Origin of the sequence: Streptomyces sp. NPDC052040 (assembly GCF_044548405.1) — a bacterium.
In the GTDB taxonomy this organism is placed as follows: domain Bacteria; phylum Actinomycetota; class Actinomycetes; order Streptomycetales; family Streptomycetaceae; genus Streptomyces.
This window is the reverse complement of record NZ_JBIUBV010000001.1, coordinates 1,033,709-1,053,320: the sequence shown is the minus strand read 5'-3', so window position 1 is coordinate 1,053,320 and position 19,612 is coordinate 1,033,709. Positions and strand designations below refer to the sequence as shown.

The 19,612-nt window shown below is 73.7% G+C and carries 10 protein-coding genes; all 10 read left to right on the top strand.

Annotated features, from left to right (window positions below; genetic code table 11):
• Positions 1-210 precede the first annotated feature (210 nt).
• Entirely contained in the window at positions 211-4,203 is a 3,993-nt protein-coding gene (eccCa, locus tag ACIHAA_RS04355) for a type VII secretion protein EccCa (RefSeq protein ID WP_399812879.1), read from the top strand.
• A 94-nt stretch (positions 4,204-4,297) separates the two neighbouring features.
• The gene (gene eccD, locus ACIHAA_RS04350; RefSeq protein WP_399812876.1) at positions 4,298-5,692 is read left to right on the top strand and encodes a type VII secretion integral membrane protein EccD; all 1,395 of its coding nucleotides are present in this window, start codon (positions 4,298-4,300) and stop codon (positions 5,690-5,692) included.
• A gap of 13 nt (positions 5,693-5,705) precedes the next feature.
• Positions 5,706-7,226: a type VII secretion protein EccB gene (gene eccB / locus ACIHAA_RS04345; RefSeq protein WP_399812873.1), complete on the top strand. Its 1,521-nt coding sequence runs from the start codon at positions 5,706-5,708 to the stop codon at positions 7,224-7,226.
• Between the two features lie 4 nt (positions 7,227-7,230).
• Positions 7,231-11,073: a hypothetical protein gene (locus ACIHAA_RS04340; protein ID WP_399812870.1), complete on the top strand. Its 3,843-nt coding sequence runs from the start codon at positions 7,231-7,233 to the stop codon at positions 11,071-11,073.
• A complete protein-coding gene (locus ACIHAA_RS04335) occupies positions 11,070-14,465 on the top strand; it encodes a right-handed parallel beta-helix repeat-containing protein (RefSeq protein WP_399812867.1) in 3,396 nt (1,131 codons plus the stop codon). Before ACIHAA_RS04340 ends, ACIHAA_RS04335 begins: the two co-directional genes overlap by 4 nt.
• Before the next feature lie 157 nt (positions 14,466-14,622).
• Positions 14,623-14,964, top strand: a complete 342-nt coding sequence (locus ACIHAA_RS04330; protein ID WP_399812865.1) for a WXG100 family type VII secretion target — start codon at positions 14,623-14,625, stop codon at positions 14,962-14,964.
• A gap of 54 nt (positions 14,965-15,018) precedes the next feature.
• On the top strand, positions 15,019-15,306 hold the full coding sequence (locus tag ACIHAA_RS04325) for a WXG100 family type VII secretion target (RefSeq protein WP_399812862.1): 288 nt from the start codon (positions 15,019-15,021) through the stop codon (positions 15,304-15,306).
• 6 nt (positions 15,307-15,312) lie between these two features.
• The gene (locus ACIHAA_RS04320) at positions 15,313-15,876 is read left to right on the top strand and encodes a hypothetical protein (RefSeq protein ID WP_399812859.1); all 564 of its coding nucleotides are present in this window, start codon (positions 15,313-15,315) and stop codon (positions 15,874-15,876) included.
• Between the two features lie 90 nt (positions 15,877-15,966).
• Complete coding sequence (locus ACIHAA_RS04315) at positions 15,967-19,086, top strand: WXG100 family type VII secretion target (protein WP_399812857.1); 3,120 nt, start codon at positions 15,967-15,969, stop codon at positions 19,084-19,086.
• Positions 19,087-19,147: 61 nt separating this feature from the next.
• Positions 19,148-19,588: a YbaB/EbfC family nucleoid-associated protein gene (locus tag ACIHAA_RS04310; RefSeq protein ID WP_399812854.1), complete on the top strand. Its 441-nt coding sequence runs from the start codon at positions 19,148-19,150 to the stop codon at positions 19,586-19,588.
• Positions 19,589-19,612 lie beyond the last annotated feature (24 nt).

Sequence of the window (19,612 nt, the reverse complement as noted above, 5' to 3'; positions counted from 1 at the left end):
TCTGCCGCAACAAAAGATCAAAAGACGAAGCAAAATTTCCTCAGATGAAGCTCAGACGGCCAAGGAACGTTCACCCAGCACCAACTTCAGGGGCTTAGGATCGGGCCACCGGGGGCCGCCACCTCCACCCGCAGTACTGACCAACACCCGTCGACGCGCCTGCGATTCGTCTCAGCGCACTGACATGCACGCGCCAGAGAGGTCTGCACATTGAGCACCGTGGTGGCCAAGCGTTCACCGCGCGCCGAGGGTCCGCAGCTCCCCGAAGGACAGGTCGAGCTGGCAGAACCCCCGGTGCTGGGCGAACCGGCAAGTGCCGACTTCGGGTCGGCGTTGATGTACTTGCCGATGGGTCTGGGCACCGGCGCCATGGTCCTCATGTTCTCCATGCGCAGCGCCGGGCCGACGACCTACCTCATGTCCGGCATGATGGGCATCGCCATGGTCAGCATGACGCTGACCCAGATAGGCCGGGCCAGCGGCGAGCGCCGTCGCAGGATGCGCGCGGAACGCCGTGACTATCTCCGCTATCTCGCGCAGAAGCGCCGCCAGGCCCGTCAGGCCGCCGCCCAGCAGCGGGCCGCCCTGCTGTGGGACAACCCCGATCCGGGGCAGCTGTGGGCGCTGGCCATGGGCCCCCGGCTGTGGGAACGCCGCCCGTCCCACGAGGACTTCGGCCGCATCCGCATCGGACAGGGCATCCGCCGCGCGGCACTTGAGTTCCTGCCGCCGCAGACCAAGCCGGTGGAGGACCTGGAACCGCTGACGGCCATCTCGCTGCGGCGGTTCACCAAGGCGCACCAGACCGTGCCCCGGCTGCCGATCCCGGTCGCGCTGCGCCGGTTCACCAGCGTGGAGCTGGCCGGTGAGCCGGAGCCCGCCCTCGCGCTGCTGCGCGCGGCGGTCGCGCAGCTCGCCGTATTCCACTCCCCCGACGAACTGCGGATCGCCGTACTGGGCGGGGAGTCGGCACGCACCGAGTGGGACTGGCTCAAGTGGCTGCCGCACAACGCCCACCCCAGTGAGGCGGACGACGCGGGCCAGGTGCGGCTGGCGTCCGAGGACCACGACACGCTGATGGACCTCCTCGGCACGGACGTCCGCGACCGCCCCGACCACGACCCGGAGGCCTCGCCCAGCGTGGCCGAGCCGTTCGTGGTGATCGTGGCCCAGGGTGTGCGGCTGCCGGAGAACTCCCGGCTGCTGCACGGCGGGCTGCGCAACGTGGTGCTGCTGGACGCGACGGGCGCGATGACCGGCGGACCCAAGGTGCTGCGGCTCACCACGCGCGGCACCACGGTGGCCTTCCCGTCCGGCGACGACACGGTCACCGCAGAGGCCGACACACTCAGCCGTACGGCGGCCGACACCCTCGCCCGCACCCTGGCGCCGATGCGCACCAGCGGCAGTGTCGACCTGGTGGACCGGGCCCTGGACTCGGACTTCGACCTCACCGCCCTGCTGGGCATCCGCGACCCGCGCACCTTCGACGTGGCAGGGAAGTGGCGCCCGCGCCAGGCCCAGTCGGCACGTCTGCTGGTGCCGCTCGGTGTCACCGACGAGGGCGAGGTCGTCGAGCTGGACATCAAGGAGTCGGCCCAGGGCGGCATGGGCCCGCACGGCCTGCTCATCGGTGCGACCGGTTCCGGCAAGAGCGAGCTGTTGCGCACGCTCGTGATGGGCCTGGTCGCCACCCACTCCTCCGAAGTCCTCAACATGGTGCTGGTCGACTTCAAGGGCGGCGCGACCTTCCTCGGGATGGACCGGCTGCCGCACACCTCGGCCGTCATCACCAACCTCGCCGACGAGATCCATCTCGTGGACCGGATGCGCGACTCCATCAACGGCGAGATGATCCGCCGCCAGGAGCTGCTGCGCGACTCCGGGTACTCCTCGCTGTTCGACTACGAGAAGGCCCGGGGCGCCGGGGTCAACCTGACGCCGCTGCCCTCGCTGCTGATCATCGTGGACGAGTTCTCCGAACTGCTGGCCAGCAAGCCCGAGTTCGTGGACCTGTTCGTCTCCATCGGCCGACTGGGGCGCAGCCTCGGCGTGCATCTGCTGCTCGCCTCCCAGCGCCTGGACGAGAGCCGTATCCACAAGGTGGAGGGCCACCTCTCCTACCGGATCGCCCTGCGCACCTTCTCCTCGATGGAGTCCCGCAGCGTCATCGGCGTCTCCAGCGCCTACGAGCTTCCCTCGGCCCCCGGCAACGGCTATCTGAAGGTGGACACCACCAACCTGGTCCGCTTCAAGGCCGCCTACGTCTCCGGGGCCGCGCCGGAGCCGGTGAGCGAGGCGGAGCAGAGCGCCGAACAGGCAAGGGCAGCCCAGGAGATCACCCTCTTCGGCCTGGAGCAGCAGGGCATGCTGCTGTCCGAGCGGGTCGAGGAGGATCTCGCCGAGGCGGCCGGGCGGTCCGCGCGGGCCGCCGAGCGCGAGGAGCCCACCGGGTCCGCGGGCACCGAGCAGAGCGAGGAGAGCCTCCTCGAGGTGCTGATCGGACGACTGGAGGAGAGCGGGCCGCCGGCCCGCCAGGTGTGGCTGCCGCCGCTGACCGAGTCCCCCAGCCTGGACCAGCTGCTGCCGGGCATCGTCCCCGACCCGGTGCGCGGCATGAGCGCCGCGGACCATCCGTCGACCGGCACGCTGCGCGTACCGCTGGGCATCGTCGACCGGCCCTTCGAGCAGTTGCGTGAACTGCTGGTCGCCGATCTGTCCGGCGCCGACGGCCACATCGGCCTCGTGGGCGCCCCGCAGACCGGCAAGTCGACCATGCTGCGCACCCTGATGCTGTCCCTGGCCCTGACCCACACGCCGGAGGAAGTGCAGTTCTACTGCCTCGACTTCGGCGGCGGCGGTCTGGTCTCCACGGCCGGGCTGCCCCATGTCGGCTCGGTCGCCACCCGTCTGGAACGCGACCGGGTGCTGCGGACCGTGGCCGAGCTGACCCAGCTCCTGGAGAAGCGCGAGGAGGAGTTCACCTCGCGCGGCCTGGAGTCGATGGCGGCCTACCGCCAGCTCAAGGCCTCGGGCCAGATCGACGACCCGTACGGTGATGTGTTCCTGGTCGTCGACGGCTGGGGCACGCTGCGCCAGGACTACGAGGACCTGGAGCCGCGGGTCATCGAGATGGCCGCGCGCGGACTGTCCTTCGGTCTGCATGTGATCGGCTCCGCCGTGCGCTGGTCGGAGATCCGGCCCCGGCTGCGCGACCTGCTGGGCACCAAGTTCGAACTCCGGCTCGGTGACTCCATGGAGTCCGAGGTCGGCTCCCGCACCGCGGCGACCGTGCCGCACCAGCCGGGCCGCGGCCTGACCGCGGGCGGCCACCACTTCCTGTCCGCCCTGCCCCGCCTGGACAGCTCCGGCGAGACCGCCGACCTCACGGCCGCCACCAAGGCGGCGGTGGCGGAGATCGACACCTTCTGGACCGGCCGCCCCGCACCGGGCGTCCGGCTGCTGCCGACGCGTCTCCCGGTGAACCAGCTCCCGGCGGCCGACGGCGATCTGCGGGTGTGCCTCGGCTGGGACGAGCAGCGGCTCGAACCGGCCTGGCACGACTTCTCGTCCACCGCGCATCTGATGGTGTTCGGTGACGGGGAGACCGGCAAGACCAACGCGCTGCGCCTGGTGATCCGTTCCATCACCTCCCGGTACAGCCCCGACGAGGCGCGGATCATGGTCGCCGACCCCGGCCGCGGCCTGCTCACCTCGGTGCCCGAGGAGTACCGGGTCGGCTACGTCGTCGACAGCGACGCCCTCGCCCAACTGGCCACCAGCGCCTCGGTGTCGGTCGGCAAGCGGGTGCCGGGACCGGACATCAGCCCCGAGCAGCTGGCCCGCCGCGACTGGTGGGAGGGCCCGCGGCTGTTCGTCCTCATCGACGACTACGACCTGTTCTCCGGGTCTCCCGGGGCCCCCTCGCCGATGGCGCCGCTGGTGCCGCTGCTCGCGCAGGGCCTGCACATCGGCATGCACCTGGTCGTGGCCCGCAGCACCTCCGGTGCCGTGCGCGCCATGATGGACCCGGTCCTGCGCCGGCTGTGGGAACTGGGCAACCCGGCCCTGCTGTTCTCCTACCCCAAGGAGGAGGGCAAGTTCCTCGGCGAGGCCAAGCCCCGCACCCTTCCCGCGGGCCGGGCCCAACTCGTCACCCGCCGTTCGGTCAAGCTCGTCCAGACCGGTCTGGTGACCCCGTGAGCCCCGCCGCCGGACCGCGCCGGTCCCCCCTCGCACCGCACGGCCCCGCGCCGCGTCCGTCCGTCCCGAACCACCGCATCACAGGAGCAGCCCGATGACCACAGCGCATGCGGTCACCGCCCCGGCCTCGGAGGTCTGCCGGGTGACGGTCGTGGGCCCCACCGGCCAGGCCGACCTGGCGATCCCGCTCACCACCGCCGTCTCCGCCCTGCTGCCCGTCCTGGTGCGCCATGTGACGGCGGACACCGCCGACCGCGGAGCGCCGTGGGTGCTGCAACGGCTCGGCGAGGACCCGCTCGACGTCGAGGGCACCCCCACGACCCTGGGTCTGCGCCACGGCGACGTCCTCCATCTGCGGCCCGCCGAGGAGCCGTTGCCCGCGCTGCACTTCGACGACATATCCGACGGCGTGGCGCATTCGGTGGCCGCGCTGCCGGGCGGCTGGCGTCCCGAGCTGACCCGGGGGCTCGCCCTGGGCATGGCGGTGCTGGCGCTGCCCGCGCTGGCCGCCGCGCTGCTGGGGCTCGGCCCCGGCTGGGGGGCCGCGGCCGGTGCCGGGGTGATCGCCGCGCTGCTGGCCGCCGGATGTGTGGTCGCCGCCCGGCTCGGCGCCGACCGGGGCACCGTGCTGGTCGCGGGCCTGGGCTCGATGGCCTTCGGCGCGCTCGCCGGACTGGCGGTCCGTCAGGGGCCGCACGGGGACTACGCCCCGGGGATGCCCGGGGTGCTGGCCGCGGCGGCCTGTGTGGTGGTGCTCGCGGTCACGCTGCTGGCGCTGCGCCCGCTGCCGCTGGTCGTCCCCGGCACCGTACTGCTGACCGCGCTCGCGGCGGCCGTGGGCATCGGACTGATGCGGGCCACCGACTGGCACGGCGGCCAGGCGGTCGCCGTGGTGGCGGTGGCCATGTTCGTACTGGGCCACTTCGGGCCCCGGCTGGCGCTGCGCATGGCCCGGCTGCGCATCCCCCGGCTCCCGCACAACGCCGAGGAGTTGCAGGAGGACATCGACCCGGAGCCGCAGGAGCGGGTGGACGGCCGGGTCAGGCTGGCCAGCGCCTACCTCGACACCCTCAGCCTGTCGTCGGCGCTCGTCTACGCCGGGGCCTTCTGGTACATGACGCGTGAGGGCGGCTGGATCGGCTGGCTGCTGCCGCTGGTGTTCGCCGGTGCGATACTGCTGCGCTCGCGCGGTCTGAACCGCTCCGCGCAGCGGGTGCCGATGGTGGTGACCGGGGCGATCGGACTGATCACCGTGGGACTGACCCGGTTCGCCCCGGCGGGCACCGGGGCCCGGATCGTCGTGGTGGCGGTGCTGCTCGCGGCCGTGGCCGCCCTGCTGGTGGCGGCCTGGCGGCTGCCGCGCGGCCGGCTGCTGCCGGTGTGGGGCCACAGCGGCGACCTGCTGGAGACGGTCACCGCGATCGCGCTGCTGCCCCTGCTGCTCCAGGCGCTGCACGCGTACTCCTACTTCCGTTCCCTGACGAGCTGAGGGGGGCCGGAGCGTGCAGACACGACGCGACCACATGCAGGCGTACCAGTTCGCGATGGGCAGGCTCGCCACCGCCCTGGTCAGCGGCGACCCGGGCCGCGGCGACAGCCCCACCAAGCGGGCTGCGCTGGGCAGTTTCTTCGGCGCGGGCATCGTTGTCCTGCTGTGCGTGGGATTCCTCATCTACGGGAAGCTGTCGCCGGTGACCACGGCGGAGTGGCGGAAGCCCGGCTCCATCATCGTGGAGAAGGAGACCGGCAACCGCTATCTCTACCTGGACGGCCAGCTGCGTCCGGTACGCAACTACGCCTCCGCCCTGCTGCTGACCGGCAAGGGCACCGTGCGCACCGTGGCGGCCAAGGCGCTGAACGATGTGCCGCACGGCGCACCGGTCGGCATCAACGGCGCCCCCGACGCCCTGCCCACCGCGGCGACCCTGCTGCCGGGGACCTGGACCGACTGCCTGCGCCCGGACCTGGCGTCCGGCCGGGTCATCGACTTCGCACCGGGCGGCCGGGCCGGTGCCTTCCCCTCCGGCCGCCAGCTGCTGCTGAAGTCGCCCGAGGGCAAGCGGTATCTGCTGTGGCGGGGCGCCAAGTACCCGGTGCCGTCCAACGCCACGCTCATCGCGCTCGGCCTGGACGGCGACCGGCCCGTCCCCGCCCCCTCGGCCTGGCTGTCCTCCGTGCCGAGCGGCGTCGCCCTCGCCCCGGCGAAGATCCACGGGACGGGACGGGCCGCCGGACAGGTCGCCGGACAGCCGGTGACCGTGGGCCAGTTGTTCACCACCGCCGCGGCGGGCACCAAGCGGTCCTACGTGATGACCGGTGACGGCCTGGCCCCGGTGAGCGCCACCGAGGCCGCTCTGCTCGCGGCGCAGCCCGGCGCCCCCGCGCCGCGTCAGGTGTCGGCGGCCGACATCGCCGCCGCCCATGTGTCCGCCGACCAGTCCTCGGGCAGCGCCCTGCCGGACGTCCTCAACGCCCCGTCGGCCGGTGCCTCCGGGCAGACGGTGTGTCTGCGCGAGACGGCCCACGGCGGCACGCTCGATGCCACCGTGGTGGTCGAGGGCGGCCCGGCGGCGACCGGGAACCGTGCCGTGCTGGTGCCGCCGTCGCACGGCGTCTACGCGGTCGACCAGGAGCAGTTGGCGGCCCAGGCCTCGAACCCGCGGACCTATCTCGTCACCGACCGGGGCATCGCCTATCCGCTGGGCGACTCCTCCGCCCCGCAGGACCTGGGCATCGACGGCGGAACCCGGGCGCCGCTGCCGGAGAGCCTGCTCGCCGTGCTGCCGCGCGGGCCCGAGCTGGACCGTACGGCGGCCGCGTTGACAACGAAGTCGGCGCCGCTCGGCGGTCCTGCGGCCGCGCCGTCGGCCGCCGGGACGCCGGGCCCGTCCGGCGCGTCGGGCACCTCCGGTACCTCGCAGGGCTCGGGTACGTCGGGTACCGGCGCGGCGGCGGGCACCGCTCCCGCCCCGTCGGTGAGCACCGATCCGTCGCCCACCGGCCACGCGGCCCGGGTGGGGTGAGCGGATGCGCATCCGACTGGGAGCCGTCCGGGCGGGCGGGACAGCGTTGCAGTGCCGCGCCACGGGCACTTCGCTGCTGATCCATCCCAAGGGCGACCCCGACCCGCAGGCGGCCGCGTTCGCCGCGGGACTCGCGCCGGACCCGCAGCACACCGTGGCCGTGGTGGACCTGCCGTTCGGCGCGCTGGAGGACTCCGCGGACGCGGTGGCACGCCTGCTGGCGCACCGGGGGAACAGTCTGCGCCTGGTCTTCGGCCGGGCCACTCCGCAGGAGTCGCGGAGCGCCGCCCAGCGGATCGCGGACCGGCTGGACCGGCTGGTGCTGGCGCCGGACGGCGAGGTGCTGCTGACCGACGGCGGCGGCCTGTTCATCCCCAGCGACCACGGCGCGGGCTGGCTGCGCTTCCGGCCGGGCCGCGCGGCGGAGCGCGACTCGCGCCGTTTCCCCAAGCCCCGCTGGGAGTTCTCCACCTTCGACCGGCCCTGGGTGACCAGCGGCCACGGTGTCGTCGAGCCCGTCCCGAGCGGGGTGTGGGTGCACAGCCCGCACACCGCGGCCTCGCACGACAGCGGCCAGGACCTCGTGGACCGGCTGCCGAGCCACCCCGAGATCCTCACCGTGGTCCTCGGCAGCCCCGGCGGACCGCCCGTGCCGCTGTCGGACGTGGCCCGGCTCTGGGACACCGTGCTGCCCTCCGCGCGTTCCTGGGTGCGTTTTCTGCACCTCGGGCCGGTCGCGCTGCCCGAGGGCAGCGGGGCGCTGGGGCAGGAACTCGCCGACGCCCTCGGCCAGCAGGTGGTCCTGTACACCGGTGTGCCCGTCAAGGCACGGGTGGGTCTTGACTCCCCCGAGGTGCTCGCGCTGCGGCCGGACGGCACGCCCGGCCACCGGCCCTTCGTCAGCGAGCTGATGTACTTCCCGCGCACCGGCGGCACCCCTGCCCCGCCCGCCCTCTTCGGCCTGCGGCGGCCCCTCGCCGAGGTGCCGGAGATCTCCGCGGGTGTCTACGAGTACGCCCATGACGCGGTCCTCGAAGTGGTGCAGTGCGGCCTGTGGATGCGGCCCCCTGCGGAGCCCGCCGACGGTGACTCGGTACGCCGTATACCCGCGGCGCCGGGTGCCGCGGCCATCCTCTACGACCGCAGCACGCCCGGCGTCGAGGAGCGTATGCGCGCGCTCGCCGAGGACATGCTGTGGAAACTCGACCCGGCCAGCCGCGAGGGCTTCACGGTCGTACCCGCCGACGAGCCGGGCCGGGCGGCCGGGGTGACCGACGAGGCCTATCTCTGGTCGCCGCAGGAGCCCGAGGCTTTCGGGCCCCAGGTGGCCGCGGCGCCCCTGACCGCCAGGAAGAGCCGCCCCTCCGAGATCGCGCCCTGGGCACCGGAGTCCTCGGCGCGGCCGCAGGACGCCCCGGAGCGCGCGGCGGCGCCGGTCACCGGCCGCGGGCAGTCGCCCGCGCTGGAGCGGCTCGACCTCGACGACTCCCCCGCGGTCCGCGTCGGCCGCAGCGCCGCGGCCGCGCCGGTCGCGCCCGCTCCGGCGCCCCAGGCCGCCAGGACCGAGTCCGACGTGCCCACGGCCGCGCTGCCGCGCACCGAGTCCGACGCCGGGCGCCCCGCCGGGCACGGAGCGGACGCGGACGCGGCCCGGGTCGCCACGGCCGCGGCATCGGGGCGGCCCGGCGTGCCGGGGCCCGGCCAGGGCCCGGAGATAGCACCGGCCCTGACTGCCCCTGCCCAGGGCCCGGACACTCCGACGGACCGGGCGGCCTCCGCCCCGGGTCCGGACGGCCCGTGGGCTCCGCCCCACCCTGCCCAGGGGCCCGACGGCCCGTGGGCTGCGCCTGCCGCCGCACAGGGTCCGGGCAGCCCGTCGGCTCCGCCCGCCCTTGACCAGGGGCCGGGCAGCCCGTCGGATCCGTCCAGCTCCGTGCAGGGTCCGGGTGCACTTGGCCAGGGTCCGAACAGCCCCTCGGTCTCGCCTGCTCCTGCCGAGGGCCCGTCCCCCTCGGGCCCGCTCGCGCCCGGCTCGGGCCCGTCCCCTTCGGGCCCGCTCACGCCCGGCTCGGGTCCGGGCATGTCGCAGGGCGGCCCCGGCACTTCGCCCGACCCCGCTCTCCGTCCCGACCTGCCCCCGGTGCCGCAGCCCGCTCCCACCGCCCCCGGTCGCCCCAAGCTGCCCCACCTGCCCCCCGCCGCCGAACCCGGCTTCCCGGGACAGCCCCCGCAGAGCGGCCCGCGCCCCGGCGACATCCACGAGCCTCCCGTCCCGGACTCCGGACGCCGGCCCACGCCTGACACTCCGTCGGCTCCGCCCACGCCAGGCCAGGACCCCGAGGCCCCCTTGGCTACGCCCGCGCCTGCCCAGCGTCTGGACAACCCCGGGGCGCCGCCTTCGCCTGCCCAGCGTCCGAACGCCCCCGCGCCCACCGCGCCCGGCCGCCCCAAGCTGCCCAACCTGCTTCTCGCCGCCGAACCCGCCGCGCCAGGACAGCCCCCGCGGCACGACCCGGCCCCCGGCGGCACCGGCGAACGTACCGACGCGGACCGCCCCGCCGAGCGGCGCATACCCGACGCACCGTCAGCCCCACCCGCGCCCACGCCCACCCCGGGTTCGGGACCGGCCCCCGCGTCCCCGGACGCCCCGCCCGCACCGGCGGCCCCGGCGGCACCCCCCGTCACGGACGCACCGAACCCACAGGCCCCGCAGGCCCCGCCCCCGGGTGTCCCCGGCCCCGCCGTGCCGAACCCGGCGGAGGCGCCTGCGGCGTCGGCGTCCCGGCCCGCCGCGGCGAAGGCGGCGGGCGGTGCCCCCGCCCCGGCCCGGCTGATCCGGCTGGAGTCCGACTTCTCGGCCGCCGGACCCGTACGTCCCGACGACGCCGCCCCGGTGCCGGACGGCTCCGGGAGTCCGGCCGCGTCCGACGCCCCCGGCAGCGGCGCCGCGGCACCCCCGGCCCCGAAGGCGAGTGCCGGGGTACGGGTCCAGCCGGTGCCCAAGGGCTCGGCCTGCGCCGTACTGCCGGAGCGCGGTACGGCCAAGGAGCGCGACTGGGTCCGCAAGACCTTCAGCACGCAGTACAACGCCGTCGCGGGCACGGTCTCCCGGGTCATGTCGGAGTCCCCCGGACTGCGCGGCGGCAACCGCGGCGAGGCGGCCGACGCCCTCACCGATCTGGTCGCCGTACGGCTCTATCTGTCCGGCGAGAGCGGCCAGGTGGACGAGGCGGTACGGTCCGCGGCGGTCGGGCCGCATGTGCCGCTGGCCCGCTGTGTGGCGGCGGGACTGCGCAGGCTGCCGTCCTACCGGGGCGCGGCCCTGCTGCGGGCCCGGGCCACGCCGATGGAGCGCGAGTGGTACCGGGAGGGACGACTGGCGACCGAGTGGGCGTTCTGCACCGCGTACAGCGCGCCCCACCCCGGTCCGGACAACGGCACCGACTTCCTCATCTGGTCGATGACGGCCCGCCGTACCAGCCTGATCGAACCGGCCGAGCCGTACCGGGTGATGTTCCTGCCCGGCACCACGTTCAAGGTGCTGCGCCCTTCGGACGGCGAAGGTCCGGTCCTGCTGCGGGAGTTGTCGCCGTCGGAGATCGCCTCCGACGGCAAGGTGGATGTCCAGCGGGTCCCGCTGGACGAGATCGCCCTCGACGGGTTGGAACGCGCGGCGGGCGCGCTGCGCGAGAACGACTCGGCCCAGTCCGAGGGCGGCGATCAGGGCGGCAAGCGGCCGGAGGAGCGTTTCGGAACGCCCCCGGGCCTGATCGGTGGAGCGCGGCGGCAGCGTCCGCGCGGCAATGGCGGCGACAAGAGTGCGCCTGACAAGGGAGCGAAGCTGTGACCCGGCCCGTGCTACTGGTGTCCCCGGACCGTCCCGGGGCCTACCGCGCCATCGCCGACGCCTTGGCGGATGCCGCCGACGGCTCACTCATCACCGTCTCTCCGGGCCGGTACGACGAGGCCCTCTACATCACCCGCGCGGTGACACTGGCCGCCGAGGGGGCGGGCGGCACGGTGGAGATCGCCTCGTCCTCGGGCAGCACGGTGGTGCTGGACGCGGAGGCGGTGCAGCTCACCGGTCTGACGCTGTCCGGCTCCGACCGGGAGGCCCCGGTGCTGGATGTGCGGCGCGGTCAGGCGGCGCTCGACGGCTGCCAGATCGCCGGGGAGGCCTGGGCGGCCGTACTGGCCTGGCAGGACGGCGTGGTGGCGCTGCGCGACTGCCAGGTCACCAATTCCCAGGGCGCCGGAATCGTGGTCACCTCGGGCGGCGGCAACGCCGTGGAGCGGTCCCGTATCCACGAGGTGGGCTCCTCGGCGGTGGTGGTGGCCGAGCACGGCCGACTGACCCTGCGGGACTGCGAGTTGGACCGGGCCCGCGGCAACGGGATCTGTGTGAACGGGCAGTCCACGGCGGTGGTGGAGGCCACCCGGATCTCCGGCAGCGGCAAGCCCGCGCTGGCCGTGGAGCAGAGCGCGCGCGCCGATCTGACCGAGGTCGAGGTCACCGGCAGCGCGGCACTGGACGCCTATCTGACGAGCACGGCCGAAGTGACGCTCACCCGCTGCTCGTTCTCCGGTTCGGGGGGCCAGGCGGTGCATGTGGGCGGCGGCAGCGCGCCGGTGCTGCGCGCCTGTACGGTCTCGGGTGCGCGCCGTGAGGGCATCCATGTGGCACCCGGCGGGCGGCCCCGGCTCGAGGGCTGCCGGATCGGCTCCACCCCGACCGGTCTGCTGGTGGAGGCCGAGGGGCACGCCGAGTGCACCGAGCTGACCGTGGCGGGCGCGGACACGGCGGCAGTGCAGACGTCCGGCGAAGTGGTCCTGGAGCAGCTGACGACCGAGGGCGGCAGCGGTGCCGCGCTGCGGGCGTCCGGCCAGGGGGCCCGGCTGACCGTGCGGGAGGCGGACCTCGCCCCCGGCGGCACGGCCGGTGTCGAACTGGAGGAGGGTGCCTCCGCGACCCTGTCGGCCCTGCGGCTGCGCTCCGGCGGCGGTACCGGGCTCGCCCTCGCCTCGGGCGCCCGTGCCGAGATGGACGGCTCGGCGTTCTCCGGCTGCACCGCGGTTGTCGGCGCCGAATGTGAACTGACCGTGCGGGACAGCGAGTTCACCGGATCCGACAGTGACGGTCTGCGTGTCACCGGGGGTGGCGCGGTCACCGCGGTGGGCTGCCGTGTCAATGGCGCGCGCGGCCACGGCGTCACCATCCAGGCGTCCTCACGGGCCGAGCTGACCAACTGCACCGTCTTCGACAACGGCGGCGACGGTGTGCGCTGCAACACCGACGAGCCGGTGCGGGTGCACGACTGCGAGATCCGCGACAACGGCGGCATCCCGGTGCACCAGCTCAAGTCCGGTCAGGTGTCGGTGGAACGGGTGGAGACCGGCGGCGACGCCTCCGGCCGTACGGTCAGCGCCGCGGGCGGCATGGGCGGCCAGGACGGTGGCGCCCAGCCGCACCAGACCCGGCACACCGGGACGGGCCCGCTGGCCGAACTGGAGGCGCTGGTCGGTCTGGAGAGCGTCAAGCGCGAGGTCACCGGCCTGATCAACCTGAACAAGATGACGCAGCGGCGCCTGGAGATGGGCCTGCCGATGCCGCCCATGAGCCGGCACCTGGTCTTCGCGGGGCCGCCCGGCACCGGCAAGACGACCGTGGCCCGCCTCTACGGCGCGGTCCTGGCGGAGCTGGGCATCCTCAGCCAGGGCCATATCGTGGAGGTGGCCCGGGCCGACCTGGTGGCGCAGATCATCGGCGGCACCGCCATCAAGACCACCGAGGTCTTCAACAAGGCACTCGGCGGTGTGCTCTTCATCGACGAGGCGTACACCCTGACCAACCAGTCCCGCGGCACCGGTCCCGACTTCGGCCAGGAGGCCGTCGAGACGCTGATGAAGCTGATGGAGGACCACCGCGACGAGGTCGTGGTGATCGTCGCCGGGTACTCCGCCCAGATGGACCAGTTCCTGGCCTCCAACCCCGGTATGGCCTCGCGGTTCGCGCGCACCGTGGAGTTCCCGAACTACAGCGCCGAGGAACTGGTCACGATCGTCCGGGGCCTGTGCGCCAAGCACTACTACGAGCTGTCGGGCTCGGCCCTGGAGGCGCTCGACCGGTACTTCGAGGAGGTCCCGAAGAGCGAGACCTTCGGCAACGGCCGGGTCGCCCGCCAGGTCTTCGAGGAGATGATCAGCAGGCAGGCCTCCCGTCTCGCGGCCGAACCCCCGGACGACGACGGCGAGTTGTCCCGGCTGACCGGCGCCGATGTGATCACCGTGCCCGTCGACCCCGGCGGCGCGGAGTCCCCGGCACCCCGGACGGCGGGCCCCGCCCCGGCACGGCAGGCGGTGGCGCCCGCCGCACCGGCGGGCGCGTCCACGGGACTGCGGAAGCTGGCGGCGATGACCGGCCTGGACACGGCGCGCGCCGCGCTCCGCACCCGGCTGGAGGCGCTCACCGGGGCGGGGGCGCCCCAGGGCCGTCCCGTCTCGACGCAGGCCAATGTGGTCCTCGAGGGCCCGCTCGGCAGCGGACGGCGGGCCCTGGCCCGGGTCTACGGGCGGTGCCTGACGGAGGCCGGGCTGCTGGCAGTGGGCGCCGTCCACGAGGTGCGTCTCTCGGCGCTGCCGGTGCGCTGGCCGGAGCAGCCCGCCTACCGGCTGGCGACCGCGCTGGAGGAGGCGGAGGGCGGGCTGCTGGTGCTGAACCTCGACGACGGCTTCGGCCGCCGCCCCCAGGCGGAGCGCACCGCGGTGCTCGACGGGCTGGCCCGGCTGGCCGGTACCCCGGGCGGTACGGTGCTGGCGCTGTGCGGCTCCCCCGCCGAGCTGCGGGAGCTGATGCGCGAACGCGGCGAGATCGTGCACGAGTTCGCCGAGTATCTGCGGCTGGACCCGTACACCGCCGACCAGGCCATTGAGTTGATGAGGCATCAGCTGCGGGGCTTCGGGTTCAAACTGTCCGACGAGGCCGCCGGGGTGCTCGCCGCCTCCTTCGAGGCGTCCCCGCCGCACGGAGGGGCCTGGGAGGCGCACCGGCTCGCGGAGCGGCTCGCGGCCTCCTCCCGTACCCGCACCGTCTCCCCGTCCGATCTCCCGGGCCCCCCTGCGGCTCCTGGCCGGGAACCCGCAGCTCCGGCGGCCCCCGACGCATCCGGGGACTCGGCGCCCCCGGATGCGGAATCGGCGGAACCACCGCACCAGCAAACGGAGTCTCTGGTGCGGACATGAGAAACGTCCGCCCCCGTCGTGACGCGCGGACTCTCCGCACGATCCGGCGGCATGCGGGTGAACCCCCCACCATCCGGCGCGGATACGCCCCCGCAACGGGAGCGGTATCGCTGTTATCGGCCCCAGCCGGCGCCGCAGAACGAGAGAGGACCACACCATGGCACTGACGTCAGTTGAACTCCAGGGAATGACCGCTGCCCAGGGCAGCTTCCAGACCGCCCTGGACGAGACCACCGGCTCCTACGCGCAGATGGACGGCCAGATCGAAGGCCTGCGTGCGAGCTGGAGCGGTGACGCCGCGAACGTCTACCACAACGCCATGCAGGACTGGCTGACCGACTTCGACAAGGTCAACCAGGCGCTGCGCACCATGCTGGAGAAGCTGGCGCAGAACACCAACGTCTACGCCAACACCCACGAGAACACCCAGCAGCAGGCGCAGCAGGTCGCGCAGCAGATGAGCTCCGGCAACATCGGCCTGCCGGGCTTCCCCTCCTGACGCAGCCTTTCCCCCGACACACCCAGCCGTCCTCACGAAGGAGCCGGACAGAACATGGCTACGTACACCGTTCAGATGGAGCAGGTCGACTACATCGTCGGCGAGATGAACTCCATCACCCAGCGCATCAACCAGACCCTCGCCGACCTGGACAACCAGGCGAAGGTGCACCTGAGCGAGTGGACCAGCGACGCGCAGCAGACCTACGCGCAGGTCAAGGCGCAGTGGGACGCGGCCGCCGCGGACATGACCCAGAAGGCCGCCGCCGCCACCCAGATGCTGGGCACCATCAACGAGTACTACTCGACCGGTGAGCGCCAGGGCGTTCAGCTCTGGGGGTGACCTGACATGGCAGACCGCCCAGCGTACGACCCGAGCTCTGATGACCATCATTCCTCGACCCCTACGCCGACGGCCCAGCACTACGACGGCGGGACGACGATCGCGGCGGGGCACGGCACTGTGCCTCCGGCCTCGACCTTCAACGCGCCGAACGTGCCGGGCGGTTCGGGCAACCCGGGCAGCGGGACCAGTGTGGACACGCCGTCGATGGTGTTGTTCGCCAACAACATCGACAAGCTGATCCAGCCCACCCGGGACGCCGCCTCCGTTCTGCAAAAGGTGCAGGTGGAGCCCGGCGCGTTCTACCACGCAAATCAGATCCGGACGAAGGTCAACGGCCCGAACGCCGATGCCGGACTGAAGGATCAGTACATCAAGGTCTTCCAGGACCTCGCCCAGGGCCTGGGCGATCTGCGCGACGGCGTGAAGCAGCTGGCGCAGCAGTACACCACTCTGGAAGATGCCGGGCGGATGAAGTCGACGGATCTGCAGAACGCCATGCAGACCACGACCAGCGACTTCACCAGCCTGGTGACCGACGCCGGCGGACACGGCGGCGCAGGAAGTTGACCGGCGGTCCTCCCGTCCCCCGGTGCCGGCAGCGGCACCGGGGGACGGCGGGGGCCCTGACACAGGCGTGAGCGGGAGACAGGGGCACTCATGGGCAGCCCGGATTACAACAGCCACGGCTTCGACAGCAGCAGCGGCGACGGTGTCTTCGCCGATCCCGGAACCGATCCGGGCTCGATCGACGACTACAACTCGTGGGACTGGAAGCAGATCATGGCGGCCATCAATGGCATGTCCGCCGGTACCGGTTCCGATGCGAACCTGGAGCGCGCCAAGGGCATTTCCGACCCCCAGTCCCTGATGGACGCGGCGGGCCACTTCCTCAACGCGCAGGTGGTGCTGTCCGGGATCGCCAAGAGCATCGCGGATCAGGCGAAGGCGCTGGCGGGGGACAACGGCCCGTGGAAGGGCGATGCGGCGGACGCCTTCCTCGACATGATCAACACCTTCTCGCGCCAGGTGAAGGCGACGTCGGACGTGCTGTCCGGCGGCGAGGCGGGCAACTCGGTGCCGCAGCAGCTCGCGGACAACTCGGTCAACCTGTACAACGCGCAGGTCAAGATCTCCGACATCGACACCTGGTACGCCAACCAGGCCATCAAGATGGGCGTCAAGCCCATGAGCAATGGCCTGATCCCCATCCATGAGAAGCCCGAACTGGTGCAGATGATGACCAGTGACATGCGGGCCGTCCTCAAGAGCCTGGCGGGCGAGTACCAGGTCACCATCGACTCGGTGCACACCCCTCCGCCGGTCACCAGCCCCACGAACAATCCCAATGTGCCGGACAACCTGCCGGACAGCCCCAACCCCGACCTGACCGAGCAGCACCTGCCCAATCTCGACCCGCTGGACGCACGGCAGTTCTCCGCCCCCGACACCTCGGCGATGGACGCGCCCACCATGCCGAACCTCGACCCGACGGAGGCATTCGCCAAGCCGGCCCCGTTCAGCGGGGGCACCGACCTGGGCGGCGACATGCCCAAGCTGGGCGGTCCCGGTGAGGACGGCCTCGGCAACGACACCCTCGACCCGTCCGCGCTGGACCAGGCGCTCAACCCGGCGGCGTTCCCGGGCGGCACCGGTCTGAACGGCGGCGTCCCGACGCTCGCGCCCAGCCCCTTCCCCAGCGCCCTGAACACGGACGGGGAAGGGCTGCCGACGGGCAGCAAGCTCGCGGAGGCTCCCTCCAGCTGGGCCGACGACGTCGCTCCGGAGGACTTCCCCGGCGACACGGGTGTCGGCGGCGCCGGTGGCCTGGGCGCGGGGAAGGGGCTCGGCGATGTCTCCCCCGAGGGGTTCCCGGGCGGCCTCGGCATGGAGTCGGGCCTGCCGAACGGGCTCAAGACCCCGTCGTCGCTCAACGACGCCCTGGAGTCGCCGGCCCTGGACGAGAAGGCGCAGGCCTTCCCGGGCGGTCTCGGCACCGGGGACGGTGTCGGCAGCCCGCTCGGCGCGGGCGGCATGCCGATGATGCCCGGCATGGGATCCGGCGCACCGCAGCAGAACGGCGCCGTGGACCCCAGCGACGCCAGCGGACTCCTCGACTCCGACGCCAAGCCCTGGAGCGGCGATCCCAGCGTGGCCGACGAGATCGGCGGCAAGGGCGCCAAGGCGGGCGGCGACGGACTCGGACTGCCCCTCGACGAGCACGAGGCGCAGGCCTTCCCGGGCGGTCTCGGCACCGGGGACGGTGTCGGCAGCCCGCTCGGCGCGGGCGGCATGCCGATGATGCCCGGCATGGGATCCGGCGCACCACAGCAGAACGGCGCCGTGGACCCCAGCGACGCCAGCGGACTCCTGGACGCCGACGCCGAGCCGTGGACCGGCGATCCCGACATTGCCGACGAGATCGGCGGCAAGGGCGCCCTGGCGGGCGGCGACGGACTGGGCCTGCCCTTCGACGGGGAGGAGGCCGAGGCGCTTCCGGGCGAACTGGAGACCGCGGAGGGCGGTCCGCTCGGCGCGGGCGGTATGCCGATGATGCCGGGTGCGGGCGGCAGCAACCCCGCCGCGTCGGCGAGCACCGATCCGAGCGACGCCTCCGGTCTGCTGGAGCCCGACGCCGAGCCCTGGACGGGCGACGTGGACGCCCCCGACGAGATCGAGGGCGGGGCCGAGGCGGGCGGCGAGGGGCTCGCGCTGCCCGGCGCGGTCGCGCCGGGGCCCCTGCCCGAGGGGGTGATGATCGGCTCGGACGGGCTGCCCATCGCCCCGGAGCCGACGACGGCCCCGGCGGCACCCCTCGCCACGGCCGCAGAGCCCGGCATGCCCGGCATGATGCCGGGCGCGTCCGCGGCCCCCGGCGGGCAGCAGCAGGAGGAGCGGTCCGACGCCTCGGGCCTGCTGGCTCCCGAGGCGGAGCCCTGGTCGGCGGAGGCCGAGCCCGACGGGGACCGTCCGGTCGTGGGCGCCCATGACGGCCTGGGCGAGGGCGTGCTGCCCGCCGCCCTGCTGGGCGCGGCGGCGGGCGCGGCGGCCGGTGCCGCCCTCGGCGCGGCCTCGGCCCCGTCCGATGAGGAGCCCGCCGAGCGGCGCCACCGGCACCGGGACGAGGACGGCGCGGCGGTCATCCTGCTGCCGGTGGCCGGCGGCCAGGACCGTTCGCGGTCCGCGTCCGCGGAGCCGGGCCCCGAGGACCCGGACGACGAGGACGGGAACGAGGAGGCGACGGAGCCCGTACCACCGCAGCAGCTGGTCTCCGAGGAACCCGACGAGGACCCCTACGACCAGGAACTGCCCGACGACCATGTCGCGGTGGCGCCCGCCGGGGGCCCGGAGGCGGAGGACACCGAGGCGTGGGACAGCGCGGGGGCGTCGTTCGTCCCGCTGCTGTGGTCCGTGCCGACCGAGGACGAGGAGGAGGTCCGGGCGCCCGGCTACGCCACGGAGGAGGCGAGCACCTGGACCGGCCGGACGGGCGCCCCGGTGGAGGGCGAGGAGGACGGCCCCCGGCTGTCCACCTGGCGGCCCAACCGGACGGCGTCCACCGCGCCCGGTGAGACCGTCGTCCCCGCCGTACCGCTGCGCTCCTTCTCCGGCGATCCCTCGGAGTACGCCGCCGAACTGCCCCCGCACGAGCCGGTCGAGGAGGATGCGGAGTCCGAGGAGGAGCTGGAGAAGCCGAGCCGCGGCATCGCCGACCTGCTGGTCCAGGAGGGCGACACCTGGGGTTCGGCGGCCTCGGACGGAGCCGGGGCGGTGCTGTGACACCGCCCGCCCCGCGGCGCCCGCGCGCCGCAGCACCATCGCACCACACAAGGAGATCCACGTGAGCAGTCCCTACGACCAGGAGATCGAGGACCTGCTCGCGCTGTACCGCAAGCAGCGCGAGGAGGCCGTCGAGGCACGGCGCCGGATCAACGAGGTGACCGGCACGGCCACCGCGCCCCGGCAGACCGTCAAGGCGACCGTGAACGCGCAGGGCGAGGTCACCGCGATCGAGTTCCCCACCGGCGCGTACCACCGGATGACGCCGAAGGAGCTGTCGGAGGCGCTGATGTCGACCATCCGCCAGGCCCGGGCCAACGCACTGGAGGCGGTGGCGGAGGTCGGCTCGCTCGGCCTGCCCGCCGGTGTCACCATCAACGACCTGGTGGAGGGCAAGGCCGACCCCACGGCGATGCTGGGTGAGGAGCCGGGCATGCCCGAGTCGGTGCGCGACTACATCGCGAGCGGTCGCCCGGACGTGCGGCGGGGTGACGTCCGGTGACGCCGGGCGCCGCACCCCGCCACG

What these genes read in the sequence shown, in the direction of transcription:
- eccD (WP_399812876.1), top strand. Translation starts at nt 4,298, where the DNA reads ATGACCACAGCGCATGCGGTCACCGCCCCGGCCTCGGAGGTCTGCCGG.
- ACIHAA_RS04340 (WP_399812870.1), top strand. Translation starts at nt 7,231, where the DNA reads ATGCGCATCCGACTGGGAGCCGTCCGGGCGGGCGGGACAGCGTTGCAG.
- ACIHAA_RS04330 (WP_399812865.1), top strand. Translation starts at nt 14,623, where the DNA reads ATGGCACTGACGTCAGTTGAACTCCAGGGAATGACCGCTGCCCAGGGC.
- ACIHAA_RS04325 (WP_399812862.1), top strand. Translation starts at nt 15,019, where the DNA reads ATGGCTACGTACACCGTTCAGATGGAGCAGGTCGACTACATCGTCGGC.
- ACIHAA_RS04320 (WP_399812859.1), top strand. Translation starts at nt 15,313, where the DNA reads ATGGCAGACCGCCCAGCGTACGACCCGAGCTCTGATGACCATCATTCC.
- ACIHAA_RS04315 (WP_399812857.1), top strand. Translation starts at nt 15,967, where the DNA reads ATGGGCAGCCCGGATTACAACAGCCACGGCTTCGACAGCAGCAGCGGC.